Origin of the sequence: Adlercreutzia murintestinalis, from assembly GCF_943192905.1 — a bacterium.
GTDB classification, from domain to species: Bacteria; Actinomycetota; Coriobacteriia; order Coriobacteriales; family Eggerthellaceae; genus Adlercreutzia_A; species Adlercreutzia_A murintestinalis.
Map to the genome: position 1 here is coordinate 1 of NZ_CALPCC010000023.1, position 13,322 is coordinate 13,322.

The 13,322-nt window shown below is 63.3% G+C and carries 11 protein-coding genes; 2 read left to right on the plus strand and 9 right to left on the minus strand.

From position 1 onward, the window contains the following. Positions 1-360 precede the first annotated feature (360 nt). The 7 genes from NFR19_RS07770 to NFR19_RS07800 all read right to left on the minus strand — a co-directional run bounded on the left by NFR19_RS07770 (position 361) and on the right by NFR19_RS07800 (position 8,120). Positions 361-1,014 (minus strand): biotin transporter BioY, encoded by a 654-nt coding sequence (locus NFR19_RS07770; RefSeq protein WP_251213227.1) that lies wholly within the window; start codon positions 1,012-1,014, stop codon positions 361-363. Beyond that, positions 977-1,996: a biotin--[acetyl-CoA-carboxylase] ligase gene (locus tag NFR19_RS07775; RefSeq protein WP_251213228.1), complete on the minus strand. Its 1,020-nt coding sequence runs from the start codon at positions 1,994-1,996 to the stop codon at positions 977-979. The genes NFR19_RS07770 and NFR19_RS07775 overlap by 38 nt, the downstream gene beginning before the upstream one ends. Next, positions 1,981-3,303 (minus strand): dihydropteroate synthase, encoded by a 1,323-nt coding sequence (gene folP / locus NFR19_RS07780; protein ID WP_251213229.1) that lies wholly within the window; start codon positions 3,301-3,303, stop codon positions 1,981-1,983. The genes NFR19_RS07775 and folP overlap by 16 nt, the downstream gene beginning before the upstream one ends. Next, positions 3,300-5,669: an ATP-dependent zinc metalloprotease FtsH gene (ftsH, locus tag NFR19_RS07785; RefSeq protein ID WP_251213251.1), complete on the minus strand. Its 2,370-nt coding sequence runs from the start codon at positions 5,667-5,669 to the stop codon at positions 3,300-3,302. Before ftsH ends, folP begins: the two co-directional genes overlap by 4 nt. Positions 5,670-5,804: 135 nt before the next feature. Continuing rightward, complete coding sequence (hpt, locus tag NFR19_RS07790) at positions 5,805-6,356, minus strand: hypoxanthine phosphoribosyltransferase (protein WP_251213230.1); 552 nt, start codon at positions 6,354-6,356, stop codon at positions 5,805-5,807. Positions 6,357-6,533: 177 nt separating this feature from the next. After that, positions 6,534-7,163 (minus strand): Maf family protein, encoded by a 630-nt coding sequence (locus NFR19_RS07795; RefSeq protein WP_251213231.1) that lies wholly within the window; start codon positions 7,161-7,163, stop codon positions 6,534-6,536. Positions 7,164-7,223: 60 nt separating this feature from the next. Further along, positions 7,224-8,120, minus strand: a complete 897-nt coding sequence (locus NFR19_RS07800) for an HhH-GPD family protein (RefSeq protein ID WP_251213232.1) — start codon at positions 8,118-8,120, stop codon at positions 7,224-7,226. A 442-nt stretch (positions 8,121-8,562) separates the two neighbouring features. On the opposite strand from NFR19_RS07800, the gene NFR19_RS07805 reads away from it, so the two are divergent. Further along, the gene (locus NFR19_RS07805; protein ID WP_251213233.1) at positions 8,563-10,584 is read left to right on the plus strand and encodes an autotransporter outer membrane beta-barrel domain-containing protein; all 2,022 of its coding nucleotides are present in this window, start codon (positions 8,563-8,565) and stop codon (positions 10,582-10,584) included. 53 nt (positions 10,585-10,637) lie between these two features. Here the strand turns inward: NFR19_RS07805 and NFR19_RS07810 are convergent, their stop codons facing one another. Further along, positions 10,638-11,477: a GH25 family lysozyme gene (locus NFR19_RS07810; protein WP_251213234.1), complete on the minus strand. Its 840-nt coding sequence runs from the start codon at positions 11,475-11,477 to the stop codon at positions 10,638-10,640. A gap of 89 nt (positions 11,478-11,566) precedes the next feature. Then, positions 11,567-12,724 (minus strand): tRNA lysidine(34) synthetase TilS, encoded by a 1,158-nt coding sequence (tilS, locus tag NFR19_RS07815; RefSeq protein ID WP_251213235.1) that lies wholly within the window; start codon positions 12,722-12,724, stop codon positions 11,567-11,569. Between the two features lie 66 nt (positions 12,725-12,790). Here tilS and NFR19_RS07820 point away from each other — a divergent pair, with 66 nt between their 5' ends. Next, positions 12,791-13,306: a ferritin gene (locus NFR19_RS07820; protein ID WP_251213236.1), complete on the plus strand. Its 516-nt coding sequence runs from the start codon at positions 12,791-12,793 to the stop codon at positions 13,304-13,306. The last annotated feature ends 16 nt before the right edge of the window (positions 13,307-13,322 follow it).

The following is a 13,322-nucleotide window of genomic DNA, read 5'->3' on the forward strand; positions in this document are numbered from 1 at the left end:
TATTCAATCACCATCGCGTTGCCACCTGCAACCCCTCCGACACAATCTCCATATTTGATTTTGCGAGAGCGCGGCCGGATACTTCTCGTACTAAGTGCGATCCCCAACCCATTTCTTTCAGAGTAACCGCGACGGATCGCGTTAAGTTTGAAAGCTTTCCCTGATAGAGACGCTATGCCTCCTTCACGCTATTGTCTATCTCGCCCAATGGTAGATCACAGCGAAGAGAAGGAGGCGCTATGCAAAAGTACACGCAACTAGGTCTTGCAGAAAGGCGCGCGATCGAAGAATCGCACGGATGCGAAAGGGTGCCCGGCGATGGTAGGTCCGTCGCGCAAATCCCTCAAGCCGATCAGCAACTCAGCGGCGCTTCGAGAACATCTTCACCGGTTGCGCGCACAGCACCGCCGCCACAACCTTGACCACATCAGGCACGATGAAGGGGGCTGCTGCTGCCATGAAGGCAACCTCCGGGCTGGTGCCCGTTACCATCATGTACTGCGCCCACCCCACGATGTAGGCGACCGCGCTGAAGATCAGACCCGCCACCACTTCCAGACCACACGGCATCAAATTGGCGCGGAAGCGCTGCCAGGCGGTCATGCGAGCGCGCTCGGCCGGGTCGGGAAAGCGGGTGCCGTTCGGGTCGTCCGTATCGGCGTACGTATGCAGGACATGCAGGACCAATACCGCCAAGATGACGCCCAACAGATACCCGATGAGAAAGCCGCCCGTTGGGCCCATGAGCACGCCGATACCACCGCGCATGCCGCTGAACACGGGCACGCCCACCGCGCCGAGCGCCAAATACGCCGCCACCGCAGCAATGGCCTCACCGGGGCGCAGCACGCAGATGATGAACGGTATGGCGAACATCTGCAACGTGAAGGGCACCGGCCCGATGGGAATAGTGAACCAGGAGCATACCGCAATGAGCGCCGTGCTGAGACCGACGAGCGCGCACGACCGTGCACGGCTACGGGCCAAGGACGACGTGGATTTCTCCTGTTGCAATTTGGATTTTTCCATTGTATGAGTCTACTAAAAGATGACCATTATTGTCAACGTTACCAGCAACGCCGCGCGCGATAGTGGTGCCATCCGCACGCTGAACGCTCACGGTCATGCCCGTGAGCGCCGCGTGGGCGTTGTATTCGTCAACGAAGGCCGAGAACGCATCGCGCGTCCAGCGTGGATAGAGCACGGCAAGCTCATCCAGAATAGCCGCGCGCACGCGCGCGATATCGGGCAGCGTCTGCCCTGGGCCCTGCGCGCAGAGGTCTTGAAGATAGGCAGCGGTGTTCTTGCCCCCCACCTCTGGCGCTGCCGCTGGGCGCACCACGTTCACGCCGATACCCACGCAAAGGGCGCCCGCATGTTGCTCCAAGGAGATGCCGCAAAGCTTCTGGAATAAAGCAGGTTGGCCCAAGGGAGTCAGCGAGGGTTTTTGCAGTGCCTCAGATTCGCGTGAAGAGATGCCGAAGCGTACTTCGGTACGTGAGGCATTTCTGGAGCGCGAAGGTGAGGTGCTGCGGAAGCCCGCAGCGTCGGCATCTCCGCTTGTTCCGCTCGGACAAGCGGAGCATACAACATCGTTGGGCCATTTCACGCGGATGTCGGGGACGCTCGCAGTGGGCACATCGCTCGCAGCGATCTCATCGCTGGCAGGAAGATGCACGCTGCTCCCTTGCGGATCACCACGGTCCGCATCGCCACCGCAGACCGCTACGAGCGCACGTCGCACCGCCAGCCCCACCACCAAGCTCAGCGTGGGCAGCTGCGCAACAGCCACATCAGGGCGCAGCAGCACCGACAGATACAAGCCGCCCTGCGGGCTCTTCCACGCGCGGCCCTGCCGCCCGTACCCGCCCGTCTGCACGCGCGCGCAGACCGCCGTGCCTTCGGGCGCGCCCTGTTCGATGGCTTGCTTGATCAGCGTATTGGTAGAGCCGACCTCGTCATGCTCGCTCAGATGGAATGTCAGCCGATCTTCCATGCGCGGCCCACCCGCTCATCTTCCGGCACCGATGCCAGCGGCGTGCCATCGGCCAGCACGTGCCCTGGCAGCATCTCGCACACCGGCTTCACCACGAAATCGCGCTCGGTGGCGCGCGGGTGCGGCAGCTGGAGGTCGTCGGCGGCGAAAGCGTACATCTGATAGTCTACGATATCGATATCGAGCGTACGCGGGCCGTTCTCACGCTCGCGCACGCGCCCGAGCGAATCCTCGATGCGATGCAGGTAGTCCAACAGCTCGCGGGGCGGAATGCCACTGCGCAGCAGCAGCGCCGTGTTCACGAAGACGTCCTGGTCGGTCATATACGCCGGTTCACTCTCGTAGAACGACGCCATATCGATGATCTGCGAATCGGGCAACTGGCAGAGCTGGCCGACCGCATGATTGATCTGCGCCATCTTCGCTTCCTGCTCTTCGCCCGGCTCGGCCACCAACGCCACGTTCGATCCCAGCGACAGGATGACGAAGGGCCGCAGCTGCGCCAGCATGGTGGCCGTTTCGCGCACGTTATGCGTGCGCACGACCGACGCGCCCAACTCGCACGCCATCAGCGCCTCCACCGCCGAGACGGCATCGCGCGCCTTCGGGTCAGGGTCGTCGATCTTGTATGCGTGCGCGAGGAAGCTCTTGCGGGAGACCGCCGCCATGACCGGGAAACCCAGCCGCACGAACTCGTGGATGTTGCGCATGAGCTCGATGGTCTGCTGAGGCGTTTTGCCGAAACCCGGGCCCGGGTCCACGCAGATGCGCTCATGCGCGATGCCCGCAGCCATGAGCGCCTCGGTGCGCTCGCGCAGCCAGGTGCGCACTTCATCCACCACGTCAACGTAGTGGGGGGCATCCTGCATAGTGTCGGGTGTGCCCTGCATGTGCATGACCACCAGTCCTGCGTCGCACGCGCGCGCCACCTCCACCATGGCCGCATCGCGAAAGCCCGACACATCGTTGATGATGGACGCCCCCGCCTCCACCGCACGACGAGCCACCTCGGCATGGCGCGTATCGACCGACACGCAGATGCCTTCAGCGGCCAAGCGCGCCACCACATCCCCGATGCGCGCCCATTCCTCCGCAGGCTCCACCTCAAGAGCACCTGGGCGCGTGGACTCGCCACCCACGTCGATAATGGCGGCGCCCTCGGCGATCATCTGATGCGCATGAGCCAGCGCCGCATCCGCGCCGACGAAATCGCCGCCGTCACTAAAGGAATCAGGCGTGATATTCAGTACGCCCATCATGATGGGCGTACTGGTGTCAAATTCGTATGTGCCGCAATGCCAGATCACTGGTCGTCCTTCGACGAATCATTCGTCTTCGTGCCGTACGGATCAGCATATGGATCAGGATGCGGGTCGGGCGCCGCAGGCGTGGAATCCATCAGGTCCTCGCGGCGTATCTCGGCATCCACTTGCTGCTGAGTGGGCATATCGGACAGATCGGCGCCCGTTGCTGGCGGCCGGTACGGGCCGTTCGCGTCCTGATCGCCCGGCTCCACGCGCTCGTTGCGCCAGTTCGGGTCGGCCAGCTGCTCGCTAGCGCTCTGAGACTGCGCCTGCTCCTGTGGCCCCGCGATGGGCGGAAGCTCCACGTTCGCCATGCCATCGGCATGCGGATCGTTGGGATGCTGCCGCACCGGCAACCGCCCTGCTGTATCCGTGCCCGCCAGTTCCGGATGCTCTTCGGCATCCTTCGCGCGCGCAGCCGCTTCCTCAGCGTCATGGCGCGCTTGTATCTCGTGCTCGTGCGCCAGGTACTCGTCCCACTTGTTATCGAGCAGCGCCTGGCAGGCCTCGCCTTCCACCGTTTCGCGCTGCAGCAGCACGCTGGCCATCAGATGCATCTGATCGGCATGCTCGGTCAGCACCGCATAGGCCCGATCGTGCGCCTCGCGCATGATCTTGGACACCTCGTCGTCGATGCGCCGCGCCGTTTCGTCGGAGTAGTCCTGCGTATTGCCGTAATCGCGGCCCAGGAACACCTCGTGGTTGGGCTGGCCGAACACCTGCGTGCCCAGCGGGCTCATGCCGTACTGGGTGACGATGGCGCGCGCCATCTTGCTGGCGCGCTCAAGGTCGTTGCTGGCGCCGGTGGTGATGTCGTCGCAGAAGATCTCTTCGGCCACGCGGCCACCCAAGAACACCGCCAGCTCGTCCTTCATCTCGGACAGGCTGTTGAGCACCTTGTCCTCGTCGGGGATGGACAGCGTGTAGCCCAGCGCGCGGCCACGGCTGATGATGGAAATCTTGTGCACCGGATCGCCGTGATCGAGCAGATGCCCCACCAGCGCATGCCCGCTCTCGTGATAGCTGATGATGCGCTTCGTATCGGCATTCATCACGCGGCCCTTGCGCTCCGGCCCCGCGATCACGCGCTCGAGCGACTCGTTCACCTCGCGCATGGTGATGATCTTCTTGTTCTTGCGCGCGGTCAACAGCGCCGATTCGTTCATGAGGTTCGCCAGGTCGGCGCCCGTGAAGCCCGGTGTGATCTTCGCGATGGCCTCAAGATTCACATCGCTACCAATGGGCTTATCTTTGCTGTGCACCTCAAGAATGCGCTGACGCCCCCGCACGTCAGGGGTATCCACCACGATCTGACGGTCGAAGCGCCCGGGGCGCAGCAGCGCCGGGTCCAGCACGTCGGCGCGGTTGGTGGCCGCGATCAGTACCACGCTCTCAGTGGCGTCGAAACCGTCCATCTCCACCAGCAGCTGGTTCAGCGTCTGCTCACGCTCGTCGTGGCCGCCGCCCAGACCTGTGCCGCGCTGGCGACCCACCGCGTCGATCTCGTCGATGAAGATGATGGATGGCGCCGATTCCTTCGCGTCCTTGAACAGGTCGCGCACGCGGCTGGCGCCCACGCCCACGAACATCTCCACGAAGTCAGAGCCCGATATGCTGAAGAACGGCACGCCCGCCTCGCCAGCCACCGCGCGCGCCAGCAACGTTTTACCCGTGCCCGGAGGCCCCACCAGCAAGCAACCGCGCGGGATCTTCGCGCCGATGCTCTGGTACTTCTCGGGGTTCGCCAGGAAGTCCTTGACCTCCTGCATCTCTTCCACCGCCTCGTCCACGCCTGCCACGTCGCTGAACTTCACGTCCGGGCGTTCCTCGGTGGTCTTCTTCGCCTTGTTCTTGCCGAAGCTCATCTGCGAGTTGTTCGCCTTCTGCATCTGGCTGAAGAAGAAGAACAGCAGCGCGCCGATCAACAGGATGGGCAGCAGTGTGGTCAACACCGAAAGCCAACCGCTTGGCAGCGTGATCTGATACTGCACCTGCGGGTGCTCCGCCAGAATGGAGCCCAGCGAATCGGCGCCTACGTATACGCTGGAATAGTTGCGCTCGGTGCCGAGCGGTTTGGTTTCCAGGTCGGTGGTGCTGATGCCGCCCAGCTTCGCGCCTTCCGCATCGCGCTGCTCGGCCATCAGCGCGTTCATGGCGTCAAAGGCCTGATTGAACGCCTCGGCGATTCCCGCACCGGCGGTTGCCGCCGGATAGTACTTGCCGTTGACCGTGTAATCGCTGGCAGCGTAAGTGACCGACGTCACGCGATCCTGCTCGAGCGCCTGCACGAATTCGCCGGTCTCGAGCGTGTCGGTGGTCTGCCCTGCGCCCATGTTCATGAACTGGGCGCCCACAAACACGGCCACCATGAGCAGCACGACCACCAAGATGATGGTAGTGCGCTGCTGGCTTGGATCGGGCTTGCCGCCTTTCGGGACACCCGGTTTCTGCGGTTTATTCTGATCGTCTGGCATGCTCTGCGTTTTCCTGTTCTTCTTTCCGCATCATGTGTATATCTCGGGTTTCAGAATGCCGATGTAGGGAAGGTTGCGATAGCGCTCCGCGTAGTCGAGCCCGTAGCCCACGATGAACTCGTCAGGCGCCTCGAACCCCAGATAGCGCACCTCGAGCGGCGCTTGCCCTTCATGCTGCTTGCGCACGAGAGCGGCTATCTGGATGCTGGCGGGCTCGCGCGAGAGTAGGTTCTTGCGCAGATAGTTGAGCGTCAGACCGGTGTCCACCACGTCTTCCACGATGATGACGTGGCGCCCTTCTATCTGGCAGCCCAGGTCTTTCTGGATGCGCACCGTGCCGCTTGAGGTGGCGCCGTCGCCATAGCTGGAAACGCACATGTAGTCCATTTCCACCGGCAACTGCACAGCGCGCGCAAGGTCGGACATGAACATGGCCGCCCCACGCAACACGCCCACCATGACGATCTGATCCCCGCGCGCTACCAGCGACGCATAATCGGCCGTGATGGCAGCCCCGAGTTCGGCCACGCGCTCGGCGATCTGGTCTTGGCTGTAGAGCTGTCGCGAAATATCGTTGTGCACTGCCGTTCCCTTCGCATTCATAGTAAAGACCAAGTTTACCATTTCGCACGGCAGGTTTTTTAACGCACGGATGACGAACACGTGCAAACTCCGCATCAAGAAGCGAGCGGGGCATGAGCGGGCCGAACGCGACCATGCTGCGACGTTCGCGCGCGCACGTCGGACGCGCCTTTTGACCTACTGCCCCTTGAGATCGGGAAACTCGCGCAGAAGGCGCTCGACGGGAAGCCCCACGATGGTGTCATAGGCGCCCTCGTAGCGCTCCACCAGCGCGCGGCCTTCGCCCTGGATGGCGTAGGCACCGGCCTTGTCGAAGCTCTCGCCCTGTTTGAGATACTCGGCGATCTCGTCGTCGGTCAGATCGCGGAACACCACCGTGCTCGCATCGGTGAAGGTGCGATAGCCCATGGAGACGTTCTCAACATCGGGCGCGGCCAAAAGCCACACCGACACCGCCGTGATCACCTGATGCGGGCCGCCGGAGAGGTAGCGCAGCATGGCCTTCGCGTCGTCTAGGTTGCGCGGCTTGCCCAGCACCGCATCGCCTTTCACCACCATGGTGTCGGCGCCGATGACCGCGAACATGCCGGTGGGCTTTTCGGCAAGCAGCTCCTGCATGACCGCGCCCGCCTTGCGTTCGGCCAGCTTCTTGGCGGCTTCCTCGGGCTGCGAGAGCTCATCAGGCGTCAGCGCCTCGTCCACCTTCGCGTGCGGCGTGCGCACAGTGAACGCCACGCCCGCCTCCTGCAGCAGGTCGCGCCGTCGCGGGCTGCCGCTTGCCAGTATCACGTTGAGCTTCTCGTCCATAGCCTCTACCTCTCGCCTGGGGCGTATCCTCTTGCGGCATTCTAGCGGATGCGGCTGTCCTCACCGCTCCACAGCCAGAACATCGCCTTCAACGCACAGGAATCCTTCGCGCGCCAGGTCTCTCACGATGGAATCGAACAGGTCATCCTCCACCGGGCCGCGGCCGCGCGCCGCCTCGGCGGCATCCAGCAGCTCCTTCGCCGCTGCGCGCGCAATGCCCGCAGATGCATCCAGCACGATGCGCACCAGCTCGGCGCGCTTCTGCCGACGCGATCCCTCGAAGGCGGACTGCCGCGCGTACGTGGTGCTCGCGCGCGTGGGGTTCACGCCGCTGCGCTTGAGGGCCGCACCATAATCGAGCAGCGCGTAGTTCCACCCGCGCGGATCAGGCGTGTCGGCCGCGTCGGCCATGTACGGGACCAGGTCAGCATCGGGCACCTTGTTCGCATTGGGAAAGAGCTCATGGATGAACACCGCGCGCACGTTCGTCTCCACATAGACCGCTGGCTGCTGATAGGCGAACGCCAGCACGCCCGCTGCGGTTGCCGGGCCCACGCCTGGCAGCGCCACCAGCTCGTCGAAGCTGCGCGGCAGCTCATGGGCGCCCGTAGCCGCCACCTGTTCGGCGGCGCGCTTCAAGGCGAGCGCTCGGCGGTTATACCCCAGCCCCTGCCAGAGCGCGAGCACCTGCGCCGTGCTGCCCTCCGCCAGCGCGTGCACCGTGGGGAATTCCTCCAAGAAGCGCGTCCAGTAACGCTCTACGCGCGCCACCTGCGTCTGTTGGAGCATCACTTCCGACACGAGCACCGCATATGCATCGTCGATGCCACGCCAAGGCAGATCGCGTCCGTGCTCGACGCCCTCTTCCCACACGCGCGCCACGAACGCCTCGCGGGTCATCTCCCCGCATGGCCAGAGCGCTTCGTTGCGGCGCACGCGATACGCATCCTTTGCCATGGCGCCTCCTTCCCTTGTGCCCATCATGCCAGATAATCTCGAAAAGCGCGAAGGTGCCACGAGCGCGACTCACCTCAAAGCCGCACCTCAACATCGAGCGGCGCTTCGCGCATGCATCGCTGCGGCAGGCAGCGCCCCCCCCCCTCTCTTTCTTCTTTCCTCCACGCTCCCTGCAACAACGCCCTTGGTTGACTGCGACGTTACGGCTCGGCAATGGTCGCGAAGCGAACGGCTCTTCCACCCACCGCCGCGCATGGAAAATCCTACGCTTGAGAAGCGGTGAGCGGGTGAGCGCCATTCTGCCATTCTGCGCACACGAGCACCGCACGAGGTTCAAGCTGGAAACGGGAGGCATACGATGAATCTGGTCCGCATATCGCCGCACAGGACGCGGCTCGTTAGGGCCGTTTACGCCATTACCCTTGCAATAGCGTGCGCCTGTATGGTGGCGGCTCCCTCTGCCTGCATTCAGGCCGAGGCTGACACCATCTTCGCGAGCGGCAGCGGCACCAGTAGCGACCCATACCGCATCTCGAACACCGACGAGCTTCTTGCGTTCCGCGACTCCGTGAATGCGGGAACCAACTACGCAGGCGAGCAAATTGCCCTGACCGCCGATCTGAACATCAGTGGCACCGAGTGGATTCCCATCGGTTTCTCCACGCGCTCAGGAAGCGGCGTGACCGGCACGAGCACCCCCTTCGCGGGCACCTTTAATGGAAACAACCACACCATAATCGGACTTACCATCACCACGGCAGGCAGTTCGTCGATCAACACTAATCGCACGCTCGGCCTGTTTGGTGCCGTGATGGGTGGTACCGTGCAAAACCTCCTACTGACCGACGTGAATCTGAATGCACCAACCTCTGAACTTGCGGGCGGCGCGGTGGGGCTGCTCGGCAGCGGCGGTACCGTATCGGGCGTGCAGGTTTCCGGTTCGGTGCAGGCGCTCTGCGGGTGCGGTGGCATCGTGGGGCGCATGACCGCCGAAGGCACCATCACCTCATGCGTGAACGCCGCTTCCGTCACCGCAACCGGTGGTACGGGCAACTGCGGTGGCATCGTGGGTGCGGCGTATTATTCTCCCGAAGGAAGCCTGATGACCATCACCGACTGCGTCAATCGCGGTACCGTGCGCGGACTCAATGACGCCGGTGGCATCGCGGGGCTGTGCTGTGCGTTCGTGTCGGGATGCACCAACGAAGGCGCTGTGATCGGGTCAGGATATGCTACGGGCGGCATTGCGGGAGAGATGAAGAACCGCGGGTGCATCATCCATTGCACGAATAGCGCTGCCGTGAAGAACGAATCAGACGCCAGTCCCTACGGCACCGGCGGCATCGTGGGCTGGGTGCGTTACGACGGCGCGGCACCCGCCTATGCGCTGAGCGCGCCGATCGACATCGCCGACAACCTCAACACGGGCACGGTGAGCGCCATGACCGGCGTGGGCGTCGGCGGTATCGCGGGCACCTTGTACAGCGCGGGCACCGTGACCGGAAACGAGAACCGTGCCGCATCGCTTGACGGAAAGCAGTTCATTGGCGGCATCGTGGGCAACCTGCAAGACCAAGGCGCATCGTCGCTGCCCGCTGCGGTGCCGGAAGGCGCGCACGTGGTAAACAACGTATCAACGACGCCTCTCTCATCCATGAGCGGCTCGCTCGCCGATCGCTACGCCTACAACAACGATGCAAGCCTGTTCACGGTGCAAGGCAACGGGCCTGCGTGGGTGGCGCAGCGCTCATCGACCGGCGGCACGCCGTATGCCTCGCTCGCCTACGCCATGGCGGGCGCCGCAGACGGCGACACCATCACCCTGGTTGCCGACTCTGCCGAAACGGGCATGCTGGCAGCGCAAGCGGACATCGACACCACCATCGATCTCAACGGATGCGACATCGCCTTCACACCGAACAGCGGCATCTCCGCTACGGGCGACACGGTGACCATCACGGGCACCGGTGATGTGTACACCCGTAATGCCGATGGCATGATCACCACAACGCCCGTGCCGTTCATCACGGAACCGGGGGCTGACGGCACCGAAGGGCGCATCTTGCTCGAAGGCGGCACCTATCCCACCGACGTGGCCGCCTATGTGGCGCCGGGATACCAAGAACACACGCTCGAAGCGCCCAATGCGCTTGGCAATCGCTACGAGGTCGTGGCCGCGAGCACGCCCAATCAGCCGGGAAGCTCCAGCGGTTCTGGCTCCACTACGAACCCAAGCCAGCCGATGCGCCCCGTGAAGAGGCCGCTGCCGCTCAGGCAGCCCGGCGCCAGCGCGCCAGCAGCAACCCAGACGCGCGCACCGCAGGTGGCTTCAGGCGTGAGCATGCCACCACTATCGGACAATACGAGCACCTTCGCCCTTGCGCTGGCGCTGCTCGGTTCGGCAGGAACGATAACCGCAGCCGCGGCTGTCGTTCTGCGCAAGCGGCGCGAGCACGCAGCGTAGCCGGCGTGCCCGAACGCAACGCCCCGGCACGGTCGTGGGGCTTCGCTCCACTTCTACGAGCGTGTGGTCAACTCGTCTACGGACGGCAACCATATATTCAAATCAACCGAGGTGGGAATGCCCGGGATCGTGCCTGCGTTGGTGTACTGCCACAGAGCGAAGTCGAACGGCGCGCTCGGGTGGTCCACACCGTATTCGGCGAGCCAGAGCGGATACGCATCGCGCACGTTCTCATCCAGTTTCAACAGATCGCGCTGGTTTCCGTAGATCATAGCCCGATACCCCGCCGCAGCGATCTCTTCGCAAAATGCCACTACATTCTGCGAAAGCTGCGCACCTGACAGGTCGTTCGCTCGTGCGCCTTCGATGTTCACCGCTTCGTGGTCGTAGGCGATCGCCTGGATCGTGCAGCCGCGCGAGCGCACCTGCTGTACGCGATCGAGGGCATAGCGCGCCTCTTCCACCGCCTCATCTTGATTGAGGGCCTGCGAGAAAAAATATCCCGACACCGGAATGCGCGCGCCCGCCGCACCCATGCAGTTGGAGAAGAAACACTCGTCGGTGTCGAGCGCACCAACAGTAGCACCCCGATTCCCAATGCGCACGAACGCGAACTGCGGTGCCACGGTCGCGACAGCGGTCCAGTCGATCGCGCGTTGATGCTCGGACACGTCGATCCCCCATTGCGAGAGCACGACGCCGTTTTCGACATACGCCAAGCGCTCGCCATCGGGCACCAGACAGGCCCAATCATAGGGGCTCACATACGCCTGCTCACCCTCGCCGAACAGATCGCCGCAGCCCGTCATGGTGCCAAGCGCCACGCCGCCCAGCGCCGCTGCGCCCAACATGCCCAGCGCCTCGCGCCGCGTTATGGCCCTTTTCTCATTCATGCCAAAGATTGTATCAGCCGCCCGCCAGTTGCATACGCTCCGAGGCCGCCGCGAACGCGTTACGCGTTGGGATGCTCCGCGCTTCTCGCTCAGCACCCTTTCCGCCGCCGCCGATATTCTGCCATGGGCTCTACCAGCACGCCACGCTTGTTGGAACTGACCGCGAGGTCGCCTTGGATGTTCGCGGTGTAGCCGCTTCGGGGCACCCCTTCCGCGAAGGCAGCGAGCACCGCCTCGACCGATGCGGCATCGATGCGGGCGTCTTGCCCGAGCATTCCCTTGAGCAACCGATGCACCGCGCGCCGCTGCAATGGCGCAGGCGCGCCTCCGAACTCAGGCAGCAGCTTGAATCCCTGAGAGAGGGCGACCTCATCCCATGGGGCGCCATCCTCAGCAACGTGCGCATCTGCGCCTGCGGGAATCACCCTCTGCTGCACGAGTTCGACCGCCATCTCTTCCAGCATGTCGTCCTCATCGGCGATCAGGTCCATCGTGCGCGTGAGCACCTCTGGCATCTGCGCGTTCCACTTCACTGCCACCGGCACCATCTTGTGGCGCACATAGGCGCGGAAGCGGTCGGTGTGCGCGTTCGTGGCGTCTTCGCGCCAGAGCGCACCGGTGGCATCCTCCATCACCGGCAGCCCTTCGCCCTTGCGCGCGCGCAGATAGGCTCGCAGCTGCTCACGCGTGCAGTTGAGCAGCGGGCGCACCACCGGCCCGTTTTTGCGCTTCATGCTGCGAAAGCCGCCGGGCCCCGTGCCCACGATGGAGCGCATGTAGAAGTTCTCGATGCGGTCATCGGCAGTATGGGCGGTCACGATGCGGCCTTCTGCGAGCGGCACGCATTCGTGCTGACACAGGGACGCGAGCGCCTCGTTCGCTGCCAAATAACGTTCGCGGCGCGCCACCGCTTCCACATTGCTCCCACTGCGAGCCGCCTCGCCCGCCACATCAACCTCGCACACGAAACATGGAATGTCCAAGAGGCGCGCCAGACCTTCCACGAATTCCGCATCTGACGCAGCATCGACCCCGCGAAGCTGGTGATTCACGTGCAGCAGAGCAACCGGACCCAGCAACTCCTCATTGCGCGCACGGGCTGCCAAGTAGGTGAGCGCCGTCGAATCGCTGCCGCCCGACACCATCAGCAGCGCAGCATGGTCGGGCCCGAGCAGCCCTTCCATCTCCAGCAGCCCTTCCGCAAGCAGCCCCTCTGTTTTCATAATGTTGTCCAGATCGCATCCCATGGCTTCCTCCTGATGGTATTCTAGTATGGACAATATACAAGCACATGGCGAATCGAAAGGAACTCCATGGATCCCAAGGTATACGAGTTGATCAACGACCAGATCAACAAGGAACTCTACTCTGCGTATCTGTATCTGTCGTTCGCAGATTATTACGCAGACGCCGGTCTTGACGGCTATGCCAACTTTTACATGATCCAGGCGCAGGAAGAGCGCGATCATGCGCTGATCTTCCGCAAGTACCTGCTGGAAAACGACGAGATGCCGAAGCTGAAAGCCATCGATCAGCCGGACAAGACCTTCACCGATTTCGTGGGGCCCTTGAAGGCAGCGCTTGAGCATGAACAATACGTGACCGGCCTGATCAACGCCATCTATGCGGCAGCTGATGAGGTGAAGGACTACCGCGCCATGCAATTCTTGAAGTGGTTTATCGACGAACAGATGGAAGAGGAAGACACCGCGCGCGACATGATCACCAAGATGGAACTGTTCGGCGGCGATTCCCGCTCGCTGTTTGAGCTCAACCAGGAGTACGCAGGCCGCGCCTACCACGTGCCCAGCCCACTAGCTGCTGAATAAACACGCGCGCAACCAC